The 17,858-nt window shown below is 53.8% G+C and carries 19 protein-coding genes; 7 read left to right on the top strand and 12 right to left on the bottom strand.

Annotated features, from left to right (window positions below; genetic code table 11):
* Nucleotides 1-31: 31 nt before the first annotated feature.
* From AC0YOA_RS17240 to AC0YOA_RS17210, 7 genes are all read right to left on the bottom strand, one after another.
* Nucleotides 32-643 carry a TVP38/TMEM64 family protein gene (locus AC0YOA_RS17240; RefSeq protein WP_475787628.1) on the bottom strand — a complete coding sequence of 204 codons (612 nt, stop codon included), beginning with the start codon at nucleotides 641-643 and terminating at the stop codon, nucleotides 32-34.
* A gap of 292 nt (nucleotides 644-935) precedes the next feature.
* On the bottom strand, nucleotides 936-1,721 hold the full coding sequence (locus AC0YOA_RS17235) for an ABC transporter permease (RefSeq protein WP_475787627.1): 786 nt from the start codon (nucleotides 1,719-1,721) through the stop codon (nucleotides 936-938).
* Nucleotides 1,718-2,638, bottom strand: coding sequence for an ATP-binding cassette domain-containing protein (locus AC0YOA_RS17230; protein ID WP_475787626.1), 921 nt, complete (start codon nucleotides 2,636-2,638; stop codon nucleotides 1,718-1,720). The genes AC0YOA_RS17235 and AC0YOA_RS17230 overlap by 4 nt, the downstream gene beginning before the upstream one ends.
* Nucleotides 2,639-2,827: 189 nt before the next feature.
* On the bottom strand, nucleotides 2,828-3,805 hold the full coding sequence (locus AC0YOA_RS17225) for a HAMP domain-containing sensor histidine kinase (RefSeq protein WP_475787625.1): 978 nt from the start codon (nucleotides 3,803-3,805) through the stop codon (nucleotides 2,828-2,830).
* Entirely contained in the window at nucleotides 3,802-4,476 is a 675-nt protein-coding gene (locus AC0YOA_RS17220) for a response regulator transcription factor (RefSeq protein WP_475787971.1), read from the bottom strand. Before AC0YOA_RS17220 ends, AC0YOA_RS17225 begins: the two co-directional genes overlap by 4 nt.
* 168 nt (nucleotides 4,477-4,644) lie before the next feature.
* On the bottom strand, nucleotides 4,645-5,061 hold the full coding sequence (locus tag AC0YOA_RS17215; protein WP_475769753.1) for a DUF4395 domain-containing protein: 417 nt from the start codon (nucleotides 5,059-5,061) through the stop codon (nucleotides 4,645-4,647).
* Nucleotides 5,062-5,119: 58 nt separating this feature from the next.
* On the bottom strand, nucleotides 5,120-6,331 hold the full coding sequence (locus AC0YOA_RS17210) for an oxalate decarboxylase family bicupin (RefSeq protein ID WP_475787624.1): 1,212 nt from the start codon (nucleotides 6,329-6,331) through the stop codon (nucleotides 5,120-5,122).
* A gap of 607 nt (nucleotides 6,332-6,938) precedes the next feature.
* On the opposite strand from AC0YOA_RS17210, the gene ilvA reads away from it, so the two are divergent.
* The 5 genes from ilvA (at nucleotide 6,939) to AC0YOA_RS17185 (ending at nucleotide 11,245) form a co-directional block, all read left to right on the top strand.
* The gene (ilvA, locus tag AC0YOA_RS17205; protein WP_475787623.1) at nucleotides 6,939-8,213 is read left to right on the top strand and encodes a threonine ammonia-lyase IlvA; all 1,275 of its coding nucleotides are present in this window, start codon (nucleotides 6,939-6,941) and stop codon (nucleotides 8,211-8,213) included.
* A 273-nt stretch (nucleotides 8,214-8,486) separates the two neighbouring features.
* A complete protein-coding gene (locus AC0YOA_RS17200; protein ID WP_475769750.1) occupies nucleotides 8,487-9,677 on the top strand; it encodes an MFS transporter in 1,191 nt (396 codons plus the stop codon).
* A 17-nt stretch (nucleotides 9,678-9,694) separates the two neighbouring features.
* Entirely contained in the window at nucleotides 9,695-10,300 is a 606-nt protein-coding gene (locus AC0YOA_RS17195; protein WP_475787622.1) for a TVP38/TMEM64 family protein, read from the top strand.
* A 44-nt stretch (nucleotides 10,301-10,344) separates the two neighbouring features.
* Nucleotides 10,345-10,683, top strand: coding sequence for a hypothetical protein (locus AC0YOA_RS17190; protein WP_475787621.1), 339 nt, complete (start codon nucleotides 10,345-10,347; stop codon nucleotides 10,681-10,683).
* A 274-nt stretch (nucleotides 10,684-10,957) separates the two neighbouring features.
* Nucleotides 10,958-11,245, top strand: coding sequence for a transposase (locus AC0YOA_RS17185; protein ID WP_475769748.1), 288 nt, complete (start codon nucleotides 10,958-10,960; stop codon nucleotides 11,243-11,245).
* A gap of 148 nt (nucleotides 11,246-11,393) precedes the next feature.
* On the opposite strand, the gene AC0YOA_RS17180 is transcribed toward AC0YOA_RS17185, so the two are convergent.
* Complete coding sequence (locus AC0YOA_RS17180; protein WP_475787620.1) at nucleotides 11,394-12,437, bottom strand: FUSC family protein; 1,044 nt, start codon at nucleotides 12,435-12,437, stop codon at nucleotides 11,394-11,396.
* 269 nt (nucleotides 12,438-12,706) lie between these two features.
* Nucleotides 12,707-14,509: an ATP-binding protein gene (locus tag AC0YOA_RS17175; RefSeq protein WP_475787619.1), complete on the bottom strand. Its 1,803-nt coding sequence runs from the start codon at nucleotides 14,507-14,509 to the stop codon at nucleotides 12,707-12,709.
* Between the two features lie 187 nt (nucleotides 14,510-14,696).
* On the opposite strand from AC0YOA_RS17175, the gene mscL reads away from it, so the two are divergent.
* Together mscL and AC0YOA_RS17165 are read left to right on the top strand one after the other, a co-directional pair.
* Nucleotides 14,697-15,191, top strand: coding sequence for a large conductance mechanosensitive channel protein MscL (gene mscL / locus AC0YOA_RS17170; RefSeq protein ID WP_475787618.1), 495 nt, complete (start codon nucleotides 14,697-14,699; stop codon nucleotides 15,189-15,191).
* A gap of 1 nt (nucleotide 15,192) precedes the next feature.
* Entirely contained in the window at nucleotides 15,193-15,852 is a 660-nt protein-coding gene (locus tag AC0YOA_RS17165) for an NUDIX hydrolase (RefSeq protein WP_475787617.1), read from the top strand.
* Between the two features lie 157 nt (nucleotides 15,853-16,009).
* Here the strand turns inward: AC0YOA_RS17165 and AC0YOA_RS17160 are convergent, their stop codons facing one another.
* The 3 genes from AC0YOA_RS17160 to AC0YOA_RS17150 form a co-directional block, all read right to left on the bottom strand.
* The gene (locus AC0YOA_RS17160) at nucleotides 16,010-16,747 is read right to left on the bottom strand and encodes a hypothetical protein (RefSeq protein WP_475787616.1); all 738 of its coding nucleotides are present in this window, start codon (nucleotides 16,745-16,747) and stop codon (nucleotides 16,010-16,012) included.
* A gap of 161 nt (nucleotides 16,748-16,908) precedes the next feature.
* Nucleotides 16,909-17,280 (bottom strand): hypothetical protein, encoded by a 372-nt coding sequence (locus tag AC0YOA_RS17155; RefSeq protein WP_475769744.1) that lies wholly within the window; start codon nucleotides 17,278-17,280, stop codon nucleotides 16,909-16,911.
* 200 nt (nucleotides 17,281-17,480) lie between these two features.
* Entirely contained in the window at nucleotides 17,481-17,843 is a 363-nt protein-coding gene (locus AC0YOA_RS17150) for a YolD-like family protein (protein WP_210043123.1), read from the bottom strand.
* Between the last annotated feature and the right edge of the window lie 15 nt (nucleotides 17,844-17,858).

Here is a 17,858-nt window from a genome sequence, read left to right as displayed (position 1 = left end):
GCAGGAAGGAAGCAAGCAATCGGCGGCCTCCCTATTGGTCCGGGTCTGTCTGTTTTGCGGCATTGCGTGCGAAGAAGGCCTCAATTTTCTTGCTTACGAAGATGGAAGCCGCAAGGAACACAACCACATACAGCACTTGAACCGGATGCTCCGCATAACGGGACAGGTCGTAGCCGATATAGGAAACGGCGAACACCATAATGGCTTTACCGATTGCAAGCGCCGCCGCAAACGACCGCAGGCGCATTCCGGCCAAGGCGGCAGCAATGTTGATCACAACAAACGGGCCTACCGGAAACAGGCTGAGCAGCATCACATAGCTGAACGCATTGCGGCGGGCCCATTCCATGCTGCGTTTTACTTTGGGCTTATCCGCAAAACGCTGCATGTAAGGGTGGCGGGCAATTCTTCTGACAATCAGGAAGGTCGCCGTGCAGCCCAGCATGAGGCCCAGCCAGGAATAGAAGAAACCAAGCCACAAGCCGTATACGGCAGCGTTGACTCCCACGATAACCAGCGTCGGGAGCGGAGGGATGAAGGATTTCAGAAACGTCAGGAGGATGCCCGGAAGCGGCCCGAATGACCGGTACCGCTCCATTAGATCATGCAGATTGTCCTCCGTAAGCAGCGACGATATATCCATCTATGAGCACATCCTGTTTATCGTGTTGGTGATTCTTTCTTCATCTTACCAAATAAACCCTCGGATTACGCAGGCAATCCGGATATTCTTGTGAACTGCTCCATGCAGCAGCAGGCAGCCCAAGGAAAACTCCCGGCTGCCTGCTTGTTTTATCCAACTGCGTCCATCTGTCTTAGTTATTCGGGGCCGGCATCAGAAACATGAGCAGCACAATCGCCACTACAATGACTCCGACTATAATATATATGCTGTTTTTCACGATATCACCCCTTTGCACGAGCTGGACTTGCCGTCATTGAATTTCTTTCCGGCGGAAAATATAGATCCCCCATAACGCAAAGACCGCGAATGTTGCGGCCGGCATGACGATAGACAGGAACAGATCGCTGTTATCCATTCTGAATTCGATCGTCGTCGTGAACAGCTTGAAAAGCGAGTAATCATACACCATCTTGAAGAGAGGCACGTAATTACCCAAAGAATGGAGAATCTGATCGACGAAAAGGAAAAACAGGATGGAAAAGCCGATTGTTTTGCCGTTGTCAGCCAGGACAACGGCGGCAAATGCGGCGATGGATGCGAAAGCGGCGGCAAACAGGACGGTGAACCCCAGCGTTCTGAGCACATACGCTATCGTGGAAATTCCCGTGGGCTGCCCGAATCCGGACAGCAGGCCGGCTTCGCTCATCAGAATTTCGATGACGACGCTGAGGACAGGAGCCAGCAGGGAGGTCAGGCCCACACCAAGCGAGTAAATCATAAGCTTCGAAACATAAACCTGCCTTCTGCTGTTCCCGGCAGATACGGTTCTCTTTAACACGCCGGAGGAATATTCGCTGGAAATGAAAAACCCGGCCAGAAGGCCCAGCGAAATTTTAAGAAAAAATTGATTCATCATCATCGCGTTCACATACATTTCGATTCCGGTGAGCGTGATGCCCGATCCCCCGTCCTTCGGATAACTCCAATAAGTAAACAACGGAAAAATGACCGCCGCCGCAACCATAAAAAAGCAGATGATACGGAACAGGCCGTTCTTCCTCAGCTTGTACCACTCCGACGCTATCAAATGGCTCATGCCCCGCACCTGGCGATCCGCTGGACAAAATAGCTTTCCAGATGCTCGCCCATCGGCGTAAACTGCTCGATTTCGAGACCTGAGGCTGCCAGCATGGATGAGATTTTGCCCGGATGCTCGACAGGGTTGAACAGCCGGATGATGCCATCCGGCATCACTTCGAATTCGGCACCCTCAAGCTCCCGCCCCATCACCTCGGCAGCCCGCCCGGAATCGTCCACTTTGATATGCAGATACTGCCGGCACTTCCCGCTCAGCTCTTTCAATGTCAGCTGCTCCAGCAGTTCTCCTTGATGAATGATTCCATAATGCGTGGCCAGCAGATGAAGCTCGCTTAAAATGTGGCTGGAAATCAGGATAGTTATCCCGCTCTCACGGTTCAGCCTCTTTAACAGCCCCCTTAGCTCTACGACGCTCATCGGATCCAACCCGTTCGTGGGCTCATCGAGAATAAGAAATTCCGGTTGTCCCAGCAGTGCGATGGCAAGGTCAAGCCGCTGTTTCATTCCCAGGGAGAAATCTCCCGCCAGCTTCCTGCCGGTCTCCTGCAGCCCGACCATCGCAAGGGTTTCCTCAATGGCTTCCTTATCCCTGATTCCCTTTTGCAGCCGCTGTACTTCCATGTTCTCGTAAGCGGTCATGAACGGGAACAAGGCCGGGCTTTCAATGGTTGTGCCTATGCGCGATCTGGCCCCCATGATCTCCTGCGCTCCGCTTTTCCCGAACAGCTCGATCGAGCCGCTTGTCGGGAAGGCGAGTCCGGTTACAATCCGCATAAGCGTCGATTTGCCCGCTCCATTTTGCCCGATAAAACCGTAAATGCTGCCTCGGCGGATGGAAAGATCGACATGGTCCAGCGCGTTATGACCCCCGTATTCCTTGGACAGCTGATTCGTTCTCAGAACGTAGTCGCTCACTCTGACGGCATCTCCTCTCTTATTGATGGTTTCGATCATTCCACTCCTGATCCTCACCCCGGCCTTCATATTAGCTTGTCAAGGTTAAGAACCAGGGGCGGCGCGTTTAAATTTGGGTTAATTTTCTCCGCTCTATCTGCGCACAAAAAAGAGGCTGAAACCCGCTTCAGCCCCTGTTTGCTCCTGCATTCATTTTTTGATCCATATTTTCGTTCCGTGCTCATTAGTTTCAATTCCCCAATGAAGCTGCATTTCCTGTAGCATGAGACCCGCTATCGACAGACCGATCCCGGCTCCGCCGGCAGCTGATTCAACGTGCATCCCCGGTCCGCGGTCTTCAATGATAATCCGTTCCAGCTGTGCATCTGCGCTTATCCCGATATATTTTCCCTGTTTGGCATGAAGGTTAATATTCTGGTAAAGGTTGTCCAGTATTCGTTCCATCCATTGGGGGTCGATTTCCCAGTGAAAAGCGGTTTCCGGCCATTTCAATTCAATGCAGAAGCCCATATTCTCAAAAGCGGGGTACCAGCCGGTAAAGGAGGCCTTCAGCAGGCGGATCATATCTGTCTTCACCGGGCGGTACGGATACTTTCCCGATGTCAGCAATGTATAGGAGAGAAGATTTTCGAGCAATTGCCCGAGATGACTGATTTTATGATCGATGGCGTCCAGCGACTCCCGGCCCTTCGGACTTAAGGATTCTTTCTTCAACCGATAGGCGTGACCCCTGATCGCAGTTAGAGGCGTTCTTAAATCATGGGACAGATTGGAAATCAGCTGCCGTCTAAGCGCTTCTTCCTCTTTTTCGCGCTGACGGCTGATTTCAAGCTCATGAACCATTTTGTTGAAGGAATCCCCCAGCTGGCCAATCTCGTCTCTCTTGTCAATGCGGATTGGAAGAGGAATCCCATTGCCGGCCGGCTTGGCCATCGCTTCCTGCAGATGCATCAGTCTTTTTCTTATTTTGTAGAAAAACAGCCAGGAGATCAGAATAAAGACACCCAGGATCGTTACGATTGCGATCATATAATTAAGATAAGGATTGTATTCGCTGAAGTTTGGAAAAACACCAACGGACACTACCAGGATCAGGATTGGCAAAAGCGTCACCGTCAAAAAATTAATCAATAAATAGGGATTCAATAGCGATTTTTTCGGTTTCATTGCTTTACCCTGTAACCCAGGCCGCGGATTGTCTCCACAATTTCGGGGGAGCCCGGATTCAGTTCCAATTTTTCCCGAAGATGCCGGATATGGACCAATAATGTTTTATCCCCTTCGATATAGGGCTCGCCCCAAACCGCTTCATAGATTTGTTCTTTCATCAGAATCTGATTCGGGTGGCGCAGGAAATACATCAATATTTGATACTGTTTGCCTGTCAGCTTGATTTCCTCTCCCGTCCGGTCGTCCCTGACCGTGTTCTCGGACAGGTTGACGCGAATATGACCAAGCATGACCGTATTCGAAGGTACCGAACCCGACCTCCTCAACAAAACCTCCACTCTCGCAGCCAGCTCGTCGGGATGAAACGGTTTGGTCAGATAATCGTCCGCAAACTGCAGGCCCTGAAGCTTGTCGTCTACAGCCGATCGTGCGGACAGCATGAATACGGGTAATTGGGGAGATTCTTTTTTGAGGCGCTGTCCAACCGTGAAGCCGTCCAGGCCGGGAAGCATGACGTCGAGGATAACAAGATCATGGTTGCGGCCTTCCTTGTCCGCCCCTTCGCCCGACATGAGCCATTTCACTGCAAATCCCCTTTGCTCCAGCTCTTCCACAACCCAGCTTCCGATTTCCGGATCATCCTCTATGTACAATATCTTTTTCATTATTCATCACCTTGGTTTATCGTATCATACAATCCACTCATCGCCCATTCCGCGCTTCGCCGGATGCGAGAGCTCTCCCCTTATGTTTCGATAGAAAAAAGACACCCCGCAAAGGTGCCTTGAGATGTCTTATTCCGCCTGACTGCCGTTACCGCAATCATCAAGCCGGGCTTACGTTCTGAGGCGTCTTCTGGCCATAAACTGTTTGTACTGAAAATAGACCACGCAGCCGATGCAGGCTCCCAGCAGCGCAGCTCCGGCGGCGATCACCAGCAGCACGGCAAACGCATAACCCGCAATGGTCCAGCCAAGAGCAAATGACGCCAGCGACAGTGTAAGGAACAAGACCGCCAGGGTGTTGTTGAACCTTTGCAGCTCCAGGGCTTGCGTTTCCCGGCCAGCCACGGTCAGGAACGGCTTCGCGATCCGGACAAACAGATTCCATTGTCCCCCAAGCAGCAGACCTGCAGTCTGAATTACCCAAAGCGCGGCAATGATCCATGGCTCCTGAAAAATAAAAGCGGCAGCAGCCAGCAGCACAATTCCCGCCTGGTTGGCCTTAATATAGGGCATCGGCACTTCTTTCACCGTGCCACCTCCCCTGTTCGTTCAGATAATTCCAACTTAACCGATTTGGATTATTAATTCAATACCTGTTTATTGGGGGAATAAAGGAGAAGCCCGGATATTCGACGACCGGCCATTTCTCCTTGCGCAGCGCATCAAGCAGTTCCGGTCCGACATGCAAATTGCTCTCTACCAGTTCGCGGGGCGTCAGCGCCATCCACTGGTTGAGCGATACGTCAACAAAGCGGTCACTCTTGAACATCTCCAGAAACCATAAGGTCTGAGTACCTGTGTTCTGGATATAATGCCCGTATGCAAACGGCACATAGCCCACATCCCCGGCTCTGTAATCGAAGGTCCGGGCGATCCCGTTGCCGGCAAATACGGTCATGCGCCCCTGCCCGGTGAGATAATACTGCCACTCGTCATTATTGGGATGCCAGTGAAGCTCCCTCATGGCTCCCGGTTCAATCTCTACCAGAGCGGCAGCGATCGTTTTGGCCGCGGGAAAATTGCTGGAGTCCACGATCCGCACGCTCCCGCCCGGCGTCTTGAGCGGCGTCTGGGCCAGGAGCTTATGGGTGAAGCTTTGCGGAACGGTTCCATACGGCGATTGGACCGCCTGGCTTTCCAGCGAGCCTGGAATGCTGCCCTGATAAATGTAGACCTGCCCGGACGGAATAGCGTCAAAGGCATGCTCCGGCACGCCGAAATTCGCGGAAAGCACCTCTTTGGGCGTGTGCGCGAACCAATCGGATATCGAGAGGGTATTCAGATCGGAGAAGCTGCCGTCGTCAAAGACCAGCAGAAATTCGCAGCCCTCTTCCAGCCCCTGAATGGAATGGGGGATTCCGGCGGGAAAATACCAGAGGTCCCCCGGCCCGACATCGGCAATGAAGTTGCGTCCGTTCTGATCAACCGAGGTCACACGCGCACAGCCCCACAGCATATAAGCCCATTCCGCCTGCTGATGCCAATGCAGCTCGCGAACGCCGCCCGGAGTCAGGCGCATATCCACGCCCGCAAGCGTAGTCGCAACCGGTAAATCCCGGACTGTAATTTCCCGGGACCAGCCTCCTTGATTCAGCTGCATATGGGTGTCGGAGAATGAGAATTTCAAATTCGGCAGAAGACCTGAATCTGTTACCGGAGGAACGAGCATATCCGGGTTCTCCAGATCGCGCATAATATCGCGCGGCCCCGGGTCCGTTGCCCCAGCTCCATCACTGCGGCGTATAGGCTCCGGTATTTCGACTTTTTTGCCCCTTACCTGATTCGGTGTATCTTCCATAAACAAATTCCCCTCCTGTTCAAATTGCCCTTTTTGCCCCATCTTCCATCTGCAGCTATTAGGTTGTCTCCGGTCCGTTATCAGGATCACATTTAATTAATTTATGAGGCGGGCTTCAAGGTTATGTGCCCCGCCGATGCCATTCTCAAATAGATAACGGCGATTGCCGGTTGACAAAAACGCTCGCGCAGGAGTATAACAATAATAATCCGAAATCCTGAGAAATTCGCTGATGGGAACAGGTGCGTTTGAGCCGGGCAATCCCCAGAGAGTTGGCACGCCGCTGAAAGCCAACGTTTGCCGTCAATTGACATATCCTCCCGAAGAAGCCGTGCTGAACATTCCTTAGGGTGCTGCGCCTTGGCGCACCAGCCGGTCCTGTAATAACGGGACGCGAGGGAAACAATAAGCCCGGACGGAATCCGCCGTTACACGGAGCGCGTATGCTGGTACGCGACTAAGCGCCGGTCGCAAGCTCCATGAGGGCTGACGACGGAACTAGGGTGGTAACACGAGATGCATCTCGTCCCTTGAGGGACGGGGTTTTTTTGTATATTTAGAGTATTTTTATATTCATAGCTGGAACAAGAAAGCGAGGCGAGGCGCAATGGCAAATGAATCCCTTCACACGAACAGCTATACCGTGGGCCTTACCGAGATTGCACAGGCCCAAATGCATGTCAAGGAGGTTGCAGCAAGAACCCCCCTCCAGCACAACCGCGTGTTATCCGCCCGTTATGGCTGCACGGTACTGCTCAAACGCGAGGATCTGCAGGTGGTACGCTCCTTCAAGCTGCGCGGCGCGTACCATATGATGAAGTCGCTGCCTGCCGAGCGGCTTGCCCGCGGCGTTGTGTGCGCCAGCGCCGGCAATCATGCGCAGGGCGTAGCTTACTCGTGCCATGCGCTCGGGATTCCCGGCAAGATATATATGCCCAGCACAACGCCGCGGCAGAAGGTGAACCAGGTCGCTTTCTTCGGCGGCCCCGATGTGGAGATCATCCTGACCGGAGATACCTTCGACGATGCCTTCAATGAAGCGATTGAAGCCAGCCGCAAGGATGATCTGGCTTTCATCCATCCCTTCGACGATCCGAAGATCATTGCGGGCAATGGAACCATCGGCAAAGAAATAATGGAGTCAGTCGAGGCGGCGCCGGATTTCATCTTCCTTACGATCGGCGGCGGAGGTCTTGCCGCAGGCGTCGGAGCTTATGTCAAGACGGTATCGCCGGGGACGAGACTGATCGGCGTTGAGCCGGAAGGCGCTCCATCCATGCGGGTATCGATGGATGCCGGCGAGGTGAAGACGCTTGAGACGATCGATAAATTCGTAGACGGGGCGGCTGTCAAGCGGGTCGGCAACCTGACCTTCCGCATGTGCCGCGAGCTGCTTGATGATGTGCTGCTTGTGCCCGAGGGCAAAGCCTGTACGGCGATGCTTGATCTCTACAACGAGAATGCCATCGTCGCGGAGCCTGCCGGCGCGCTGCCGATTGCCGCGCTGGATCTGTACCGCGATCAGATTGCCGGCAAGACGGTCGTGTGCATCATCAGCGGAGGCAACAATGACGTGGACCGGATGCAGGAAATCAAGGAGCGCTCTCTTATATTCGAAGGATTAAAGCACTATTTCATGGTTAATTTCCCGCAGCGCGCCGGGGCTCTCCGCGAATTTCTTGACGAAGTGCTCGGTCCGGAAGACGATATTACAAGATTTGAATATACGAAGAAGCACAACAAGGACAACGGTCCCGCCCTGGTCGGCATTGAGCTCAAGCATCGGGAAGACTATGAACCGCTGGTCGGGAGAATGCGCCGGAAGGACCTGCAGTTCCTGGAGCTGAACAAGGATCCGATATTGTATAATCTGCTTATCTGAGAATAGCTGCAGCGGCTGGCCGTCCTTCAAATAAAGAGGCCGCCGGGAGCGAACCGTCAAGGAGGTTTCGCTCCCGGCGGCCTCTTTTTAACATCCCGACAGAATAATCTTGCAGGATGAACGGTCTTATTGGCTATTATTGAGAAAATTGCATCTTTTGTCCGCTGACGCTCGTTTAATAAATAATCAGCTCCCTGCCTGACGGATGCCCTCTTCTTGGACTTTTGCCCCAACTTGCATATAATGGGAGGAGCACATTCGATCCTTATAGGAGTGAGTACGATTCGCAAAACATGGTTTGGACCGGAGATCATCCTGTTTTCGGCGATTCTGTTTCTGGTGGAATTTATGCGAGGGGCCATGCTGATCAGCTTCCTGCCGATTTTCGGAGAGAAGCAGCTCGGCCTCACGCTTGATATTATAGGCGTTGCGATCACAGCCCACTACCTTATTGATACTCTGCTGAAAATGGCGATCGGGTATTTGCTGGACCGCTTCTCCATCCGTTTTGTTGTCCATATCGGTCTCTTGTTCTCGCTGGTCGGCGTGCTGCTCTTTCAATTCGCTTATCAGCCCTGGATTTTCATTGTGGCCGCAGCCGTCTATGGGGTAGGCATCTCCCCGATATGGATCGTCTGCCTCACCAAGGTGTCCGACGATCAGCGCGCCACCCAAATGGGGTTTCTGTACACCATCTGGTTTATCGGTCTCGGCTCCGGCCCCATCGTGTGCAATATCCTGCTTGATTACAGTACGAAAATACCCTACTACCTGCTGCTGGGACTTTCATTTGCCGCCTGGATTCTGGCTATGTTCATCAGCAACCGTCAGAACAGCACAGTGACTTCCCTGCCCCTGCGTGAGCAATTCGCCATCCTGAGAGACCGTCTGCGCCACATGCGCCTCCTGCTGCCGGGCATGGTGCTGCAGACGATGGGAGCCGGCATGCTCGTGCCGATTCTGCCCAGCTTCGCCGAGGACCATCTGGGGATGAGCGGCACGCAGTATTCGTTTCTGCTGCTCGCCGGAGGCGCATTTACCGTGATCAGCCTCATTCCGCTTGGCCGTTTGTCGGACAAGCTCGGCGGGAAGAAATGGTTTCTTGTGCTTGGCTTCGGCGGCATCGGACTTGGTCTGTATTTGATCGGGCTTGCTCCGCCCTTATGGGAGAGCATCCTGCTGGCCAGCGTGCTGGGGCTTTCCTATGCAACGCTGCTGCCGGCATGGAATGCGCTGCTCGCCAACTATGTCCCGCCCAGGCAGCAGGGCCTTGGCTGGGGTATCTTCTCGACCGTTGAAGGCATCGGCGGTATGATAGGACCTGTCGTTGGGGGCACACTTGCCTCCTGGCATGGCGAGTCGCTTGTCATATGGGTCAGTGCGGTTATGTTTCTGATTATTGGATTCTTCTATATATGGTTCCCGTTCCGTGCGTTCGCGGATAATGGCGCCCGTGTGGAATAGCAGGAGGATTGGAATCAATGAGTCAAATACAAGAATGGATTCAGCAGATGAAGCAGATCGATCTGGAGCATCTTCAGCGCACACTGCGGAGCTATTCTGCATATGGGCCGCTTCCGGGGATTTTTCTGCCGCTGCTGGAATCGTTTATTCCCGTTCTGCCGCTGCTGGTCTTCGTGGCGGCTAACGCCAATATTTACGGATTCTGGCTGGGTTCTCTCTATTCATGGATTGGCGTGTGCAGCGGATCGATGCTGCTCTTCTGGATTGCCCGCAAGCTGGGGAAACGTTTTGGCAGCTGGATCCGGAGACGCTTTCCCAAAAGCGTCCGTTTCTTTGACTGGATCGAGCAGAAAGGCTTCACCCCTATTTTCTTTCTCGCCTGTTTCCCGTTCTCGCCTTCCGCACTTATTAATATTGTTTCCGGACTAAGCAACGTTTCCTTCCGCTCATTCATGCTGGCGATTATGCTGGGCAAGGCGGTTATGATTCTCAGCGTCTCGCTCCTGAGCTTCGACATCAGCAGCATCGCGCAGGAGCCCTGGCGTCCTGTCCTTACAGTCGCTCTTATTCTGGGCATGTGGCTTGGCGGCAAAAGAGTCGAAGCCCGTTATCACCTTAAATAATGCAAACACATATCGGATGTCCCAGGAAGGCGGGGGAGTGGGCTTTGAAAAAGGGGATGTTCCCGCTTGTAAGCATCATGGGCGGGCTGGCTACGGCGGTCGTGCTGCTGTTTACAGCGGCGCTGGTAGGGGGAATGCTCTTCCTTATCCGGCTTATGAGCGACGATTCGGACAAGTACAAGCAAATGAAGGAATATATGGAGACCATTTTCGGCACACCGGCTCATCTGCGCAGCGGAGGGGACGAGCCCGCTGCCGAAGAGAATGAGACAAGCACGTTGGCCAGCCCGCTGAAGCCCTTCAGCGAGCTCTGTCCCGCCTGCGGCGAGCCAGTCACCCATGAACATCGGGATTGTCCCGCTTGCGGCCTGCGGCTGCTCTAGGGCCGCGTCCTTCCTTGCGGCAGCCTTGATTGCCATTGTCTCGATGCATCGCCATGATGCTTATGAACGCTATAAAACCGGACAGAGCCCCGAATGATCCTTCAGATCATCCGGGGCTTTTTTTGTTGATATCCCGAGCAATACTTGCCTCCTTATACATAGTTTGCCTGTACCCGCGGCATGCTAAAGAAGAATTCGGAGTTAGCTGCGCTATCTCATACTGAAATTATGAGGAAAGACCGATCTATAATGACTCTGCAGGAGGAAAACAGCAATGAGCGATGAGCGTCATAATGAGATGGACCCGATGTCCGGTGAACGCGTAGAAACCGAAGGCGTCTACCGCAACCAATGGGGGCGCGAGGAAAAGCTTGAACGCGGCGACCTGTTTCCCGCCGATCCGCAGCTTGGCACATCGGAATGGGAGCTTGTCGAGCTTGATTTTGACAACCACCATGAAGGACGTACCGACAAGAGGCTGGTGCCCAAGAAGGAAATCACCCAGAAGGAGGCGCATCTGCAGCATCCGCGCCGCCATCCGGACAAAAAAGAAGAGGACTAGGAACGAGGCGGATTCTTTGGCGGCAGCACAGCTGCTTCCGCATGCCCGCAGCAAAGGCTGACAATTGTACCAGCCGTTCAACGAATTGAAAACGCCCATGCCGCGCAGATCTCTCATCTGCCGGACATGGGCGTTTCGCTTTTTTTCACTAATGCCCCAGTACCGGCGTCTCCTGCTCTTCCCGCTCAATAACCTGCTCCGCCAGCCTGTCCAGCCGCCGCAGATGATAGGCATATTCAAACATGGAAGAAGCGACAAATACCAGCCGTTTATGCTCATTCAGATCATCGCTGAAGTAATCCGTCAGCTGCTTCACCAGGCGCGCCTCCCGCTCCTCTTCAGGCTCGATATCGGCACCGGCTTTCATCTTTCCTTCCAGCTTCAGCAGAATTTGCTCATGATACTTCGTCAGCTCCTCGATCTGCTGATCAAACCGCTGCGCCCACTCTCTTGATCCCGGAGCGGCAAAATAATGCTCCTCCACAACCTCAAGCAGATCCGCTCCCTGCTGCAGCGCTCTTATCATCTGCTTGGACAGCAGCAGCTGCCGGATACGCGCCAACTTGCGCCCGGGGAGCAGCGACCGTTCTTCTTCAAACAGCGTATAACGCTCCTCCAGTTTGCGCAGCGTGCCATGCAGCTTCTCCTTCTCCTGCCGGTGGATATCCTCTTTCATCTCATTGGATATCGCCATCCGCAGCAGCAGCGACAGCTGGCCGAAGGCGTCATGGACCTGCCTGACGAACTGCTTGCGCGGCCTGGGAGGAAAGACGAGCACATTCACCAGAAAAGCCGCCCCCATCCCGGTAAGGACCATGGAGAATCGTTCCAGCGCATACAGCCAGCTCCCTCCATCCGCTTCCATGACTGCTACTACAGTGACAAGCGTCAGTCCGATCGTCGCTTCCATCCGCAGCCGGATACAGCACAAAATAACGATAATGCATACCAGTCCCAGCGAAATCGGCGTATTGCCGAATAAACGAACGGCTGCAAGCGCGATAGCTGCGCCCAGCACATTGGTCTGAAGCTGATCAAGGATCTGCTTCCATGAACGTGAAATTGAAGGCTGAATCGTGAAAATGGATGAAACCGCTGCAAGGATCGGGGATGAGAAACCAATCATACCGCTTATATAAACGGCCAGTGCAACCGCAAGGCCTGTCTTCATCACGCGTGCGCCGATTGTCATGCTCCGCCTCCTTCCGCAAGCGGCCGCAGCTCTTCTTCCACAAGCAGGTCAAACATTTTTCTCAAAGGTTGTGCCATTTCTTTATTACCGCCTCCTCACGCTATTATAGCCGAATTCACCAAGAAGAAACGACTACCCCGTCCTATCATGGCTAGACCCATTTTCTTCCTTTGGAAATATAAGCAAAGGTCGATGGAATTTTATCCTTTATTATAGTTCAAAAAAGCAGAGGCGCGTTTTCCCTCTGCTTGGTTGAAGCACAGTTCCTGCTAGAGCTTCCCCTCATCCGTCCGGCTCCGGCGAATCCGCGTCACCTTGCCGGGGCCGACCTCCGCTTCTGCCGCAGGTTCGAGATAAGGCAGCACGATCTCAAAGGTCGTCCCTTTTCCCAGCCTGCTGGTGACTTGAATGCTGCCTTGATGATTGTCGACGATCTTGTAGCTGACCATGAGACCAAGCCCCGTGCCTTTTTCCTTGGTAGTGTAAAAGGGCTGACCGATCTTGGCCATCTGCTCCTCCGGAATGCCCGGTCCGTAGTCCTCAATCCGTACCATGATCTGGCCGTCTTCCCGGATGCAGCGGATCAGAATCCTGCCCCCATCAAGCATGGCTTCAATGGCATTCTTAATCACGTTAATGAATACCTGCTTCAGCTGATTCTCAACGCCGAGCACCCACAGCGGCTCCTGGCCGGGGCTCCATTCCATCTCGATGTTGTGCAGAATCGCCTGGGCTTCCAGCAGGGTTATGGTATCATTCATAATCTGGCGGATATCCTTGTGGGACAGCTCATAAATTTGCGGCTTCGACAGCATAAGCAGTTCGCTGACGATCGATTCGATGCGGTTCAGTTCCGATTTCATAATATCAAAATAGTTTTTATTGTTATGCCTGCCGGAGGCGAGCAGCTGCAGGAACCCCTTCAGGGAGGTCAGCGGATTGCGGATCTCGTGCGCGATGCCTGCCGCCAGCTGCCCCGCGACGTACAGCTTTTCCGAGTTAATGAGCAATTCCTCATTCTTCTTGCGCTCCGAGATATCTCTGACAATGACTTGAAAGACGGGCTTGCCCGACATTCTCGTGCTGGTCTGGACCACCTCCGTGAACAGCGGCTTGCCTTTGACCGTGTTCCATACCAGCTCCGTCGGCCCCTGTCCCAGACCCTGCGCGGTTACCTGCAGCATCCGTTTCATATCCGAATGGCATTTGGGCTGCAGATGCATATAAATCGACTTTCCCAGCAAATCCGACTCATTATCCGTTTCGAACATCTGCAGGCCCGAGTCATTGATATATTCCCAATATTCATCGCGGATAATCGCGATCATATCCATGGAATTCTCCACCAGCAGCTTATAGCGTTCATTCATGGCATTGTAGCGACGCTCAACGAAGCTCGCCAGCAGGCTGAAGGCAAAGATCACCAGGGTGGTAATTCCGAGAATGACAGCAAGCAGCCGCATGTATTCGTTCAGCCGGTCCGTTGTCAGCACAATGGAATAGAGGATGGTTATCGCAAGCAGGCCGATCAAGTGCGTAGCAAACCCTGACAAGCCGAGCATCAGGCCCGGCAGCATCAGGTAGGTGCCGTTCTTTTGCTCGAACAGATGGAAGGAGTAGGCCGTTCCCAGAAAGCTCAAGACAAAGGCGAAGCAAACCAGCCCGGTGTGGACGCTGTAATCCTGGACCTGGTCGCTCAGAAGACTGGCATAATTCAAGAACACGGTCCCTGCCGCCATAATCAGGCTGCTCATCAGCAGTTTGATGACGAAGATCCGGGCCGAGCCAAGCAGCCATAAGGAGAAATAAGCGCAGCACATGATTCCAAACAGGTTGATGACGGATGTCCAATCAATCACAATCATATTATCCGTGGCAATCAGAACAATAAAGTGGCAAACCCACAGCCCCAGCGCATATACGGCAGCCCCGCTCAGCAGCCAATAATGCCGGAGCTTTCTGACTAGCTTGAAATGACCGATCATATTGTACATTGTAAAAGAGGCAAATAGATTGATAGCTAATGCCAAAAGCAGGTACATCCATTTGTCCGAAACGATCAATTCGCTCATACCTATCCTCGATTACCTAGAAATTCTGTTATATTCATGTGACAATTCGACATTTTTCCAAATAATCCTTTTTTCTGTGACATGAAATGTGGGATTAAAGCATGGGACGACGCTTTTTTTGCGGTGCGGCTTTACGTTATAATAGAATTCAATCGAGAGACTTGCAGCTCAAGGAGAGGATTGGCCCATGATGAAGGTATTAAAAGAATTCAGGGAATTTGCGGTTCGCGGCAACGTGCTCGATCTCGCAGTCGGTGTCATTATAGGAGGCGCATTCGGTAAAATTGTCACTTCGATGGTCAATGATATCATCATGCCGCCAATCGGCGGAATACTCGGCGGAGTGAATTTTAAGGATATGTTCATTAATTTATCTCTGGACGAACATTACGATACTTTGGCTGAAGCTCAGGCCCATTCCGCACCGGTGATCGCTTACGGCAATTTTATTAATGTCATCCTCGACTTCGCCATTGTCGCATTTTGCGTTTTTCTGATCGTGAAGGGCGCGAACGCGCTGCGCCGGCTGAACGCTAAGGAACCGGAATCGGTCACGGAGCCTACGGAGAAGGTATGCCCGTACTGCCTGTCCAAAATTCCGATAAAAGCAACCCGCTGCGGCCACTGTACTTCGCATTTGAATGATGAAGAGCTTGAGGGCGTTCAGGAGGGACTGTCCTAGCATGGCGGCCCATGACGACAAGCGACCCGCCGCCGAGGAATTCTTCGATATTTATGACAGCTCAGGCGCGCCGATCGGCACAGCCAGCCGCAGCGAGGTTCACGCCGCCGGTCATTGGCACCGCTCGTTCCACTGCTGGCTGGTCCGCCGGGAAGGCAGCCGGCGCCTTGTGCTCTTCCAGCAGCGGCAGTCCGGCAAGGATACCTTCCCCGGCTTCCTGGATATTACGGCTGCCGGCCATTTGGCTGCCGGCGAGACGATGGCGGAGGCTGCCCGGGAGCTTGAAGAGGAGCTCGGCGTCCGCGCGCCGTTCTCCGAGCTTATTCCGCTCGGCACCGCCCGCAAGGAGGCGGAAGGCACGGCGCAGGGCATCCCCTTCATCGACCGGGAAATAAGCGACGTCTTCGGGCTGGTGTACCATGCCCCCCTGGATTCGCTGCGGCTGCAGGCCGAGGAGGTGGCCGGGGTTTACGAGGCGGAGCTTGCCCAGATGATCAATCTGTTCGAAGGACGCTGCGAGAGCCTGAACGCCGAAGGCGTCGCAGCCCTGAGCGGCGGCCAGCTTCAGCGCGCTTCCCTTATTGTGGGAGCCGGGCATTTTGTACCGCGGCCGGCGCCTTATTATACGGATGTGTTTCGCGCCCTGCTCTCCCATATCTAAGAAGAGAGGACTGTCGCCATCCCTCTCGGATCCCCTAAGCGAAAATCGTTATATGCCGCCTCCCGGCACATCCCTTCGCGGAACATTCCCTTACGGTCCCGCTCCCGGGTTCTTGTCATAAGCATGTCAGGTTTGCCGGCTCGGGAAGAGGTTCCCTCTACCTTTTCTCCTGCGGGGCCATGCCGCCCTGCCGATGCCATGGGCTTGCTCCGCTCCTGGCCGGCCGGTGCCAGGGCGCAGACTGCCGGCGGCTGGACGACTGCACCAGCTTGCCTCCCGCTTTGCGGGGAAGCTTGCCTCCGGCGGAACGCCGCACGGACTTGCTCCTGCCGCCCGATGCTGCGCGCATACTGCCTGGTCTGCCCGCTTTTCCAGCCGCCCGCACACTGGCTCCGCCGTTCCTGGCCGCGTTCTTCAAACGCATGCCCTTCGCGCGCTCCCAATTCTGGTACCACTGATCGATCATGCTGTGTATGTTATAAAATATCGTATTCGCCGGAGCAAGGTCAAAATCGTTCAAATCCGGCTGCCCATAGAGCTTGGCCGCTGTCTCGTGGATACAGCCGTGCAAATTGGACGCTTCCAGAAACAAGCCAAGCTCATCCGCAGTCGCAAACGATTCCGGATTATTGCGGATCCGCATCTCGGCATTCCGATCGTAGCACGGGGCGCTGCGAATCTCCTCCGGCACTTCCTGCCATGGCGCAACAAGGCGCATGTCATACTCCTGCCGCTCATACCACTGAAGAGCCTTGGCGATATATTGCCGGTGGAACTGCAGAAATTTCTCCCCATAGCCAGGCGGCAAGTTTGCCGGATTGCTGTGATGGTTTGTATGATGCCAAAGACGGTGCTCCTCCAGGAGCGCCGCCGGAAAATTAGGAATAATGGGCATTACTGTTCCCTCCTGCCGTACATCCGTTTATGCTATTTTATGCGGTTAACTGCTATTGGTTCTTTTCCCTGCCGCTTGCAGCGCAAAAAAACCGTCCGCGCATAAAGACGCAAGACGGTTCTTTGCGGCCTGAAGCCGGGTAGGTGAAGGGAGCTACGGTCTTACAGGATATTGCATTGGCCATTCGATACGCAAATATCGAAGGTAATACGGACGTCGCAGCATTCTCCAAAAACACAGCTGATCCGTACGCAAGAGCTTCTGCCTTGATTGAAGAAGCAGACCACGCTGCAGTTATCCCCGATAATGTTGTCTACCACTTTACGGTTTTTACAGCGAATGGCGCGGACAAGTGCGGCTGCGTTATCGGCATCCTTCAGCTGGCAGAACAGCTTGCACAGATCCTGACCGGCTTCCTGAATGCCTTCGACGGCACTGTCTGTTTTTTTGCAGCAGCTGTTGGAAGAAATCCGCGCGCGGCTGCGGGTTTTCTTCGCAACTTTAATATTGGCAAACTTCATTTTGGCTGACATCTGTTTTCCCTCCTCTCGGATGTACATAATCCAATTTATGAGGAGGACATGTAAAAAGCATGGACAAGAATGCCCCGTAACCCGCATATTCTTCAATCCGCCGTTCCCGCATAGGCGTCAGTAGCCGATGACAAATATACCTCCAGGGTAATCTTTCACGCTAAGGAGCTCTCCTTCAAAAGGGGCTGCTCAGCGGATCTTCATGAATCGAAAAAATCATGATCTTCTGCTTCCAGCTCGGCACCCTCGACATCGGAGAGCCTGAACCAGTCCCCATTGACCATAAACTGGCCGCCCCGCTGGTCAATCCGCTCCACAATCCCGATTACGGACAGCTCCTCGAACGCATCGAACAGCTTGACGCGAATCTCCTTGTGCCGGTGCAGCGACTCGCTGAAAAGCATGGCAATCTCGCTCCACCGGGCTTCGTCCAATACCTTCTGCTCCCGGCGCTTCAGATTCTGCTGATGCCGGTTATGCTCCAGCTTGTGCTCGGGAAGCATCATCCGGCTGTCCTCCCACATCCAGTTGCCGCCTGGTGTCAGCTTCTTTGTTTTGCCCATCGCTTGCCCCGCCCT

This window comes from Paenibacillus sp. JT22N12, assembly GCF_056269365.1.
This window is presented reverse-complemented; position numbering and strand designations above follow the sequence as displayed.

Bases quoted from the DNA above. Each gene is read 5' to 3' on its own strand.
- AC0YOA_RS17240 (WP_475787628.1), bottom strand. From the start codon at position 643: ATGGATATATCGTCGCTGCTTACGGAGGACAATCTGCATGATCTAATG.
- AC0YOA_RS17195 (WP_475787622.1), top strand. From the start codon at position 9,695: ATGAGTCAAATACAAGAATGGATTCAGCAGATGAAGCAGATCGATCTG.
- mscL (WP_475787618.1), top strand. From the start codon at position 14,697: ATGATGAAGGTATTAAAAGAATTCAGGGAATTTGCGGTTCGCGGCAAC.
- AC0YOA_RS17235 (WP_475787627.1), bottom strand. From the start codon at position 1,721: ATGAGCCATTTGATAGCGTCGGAGTGGTACAAGCTGAGGAAGAACGGC.
- AC0YOA_RS17185 (WP_475769748.1), top strand. From the start codon at position 10,958: ATGAGCGATGAGCGTCATAATGAGATGGACCCGATGTCCGGTGAACGC.
- AC0YOA_RS17150 (WP_210043123.1), bottom strand. From the start codon at position 17,843: ATGGGCAAAACAAAGAAGCTGACACCAGGCGGCAACTGGATGTGGGAG.
- AC0YOA_RS17175 (WP_475787619.1), bottom strand. From the start codon at position 14,509: ATGAGCGAATTGATCGTTTCGGACAAATGGATGTACCTGCTTTTGGCA.
- AC0YOA_RS17225 (WP_475787625.1), bottom strand. From the start codon at position 3,805: ATGAAACCGAAAAAATCGCTATTGAATCCCTATTTATTGATTAATTTT.
- AC0YOA_RS17165 (WP_475787617.1), top strand. From the start codon at position 15,193: ATGGCGGCCCATGACGACAAGCGACCCGCCGCCGAGGAATTCTTCGAT.
- AC0YOA_RS17210 (WP_475787624.1), bottom strand. From the start codon at position 6,331: ATGGAAGATACACCGAATCAGGTAAGGGGCAAAAAAGTCGAAATACCG.
- AC0YOA_RS17160 (WP_475787616.1), bottom strand. From the start codon at position 16,747: ATGCCCATTATTCCTAATTTTCCGGCGGCGCTCCTGGAGGAGCACCGT.
- AC0YOA_RS17155 (WP_475769744.1), bottom strand. From the start codon at position 17,280: ATGTCAGCCAAAATGAAGTTTGCCAATATTAAAGTTGCGAAGAAAACC.
- AC0YOA_RS17180 (WP_475787620.1), bottom strand. From the start codon at position 12,437: ATGACAATCGGCGCACGCGTGATGAAGACAGGCCTTGCGGTTGCACTG.
- ilvA (WP_475787623.1), top strand. From the start codon at position 6,939: ATGGCAAATGAATCCCTTCACACGAACAGCTATACCGTGGGCCTTACC.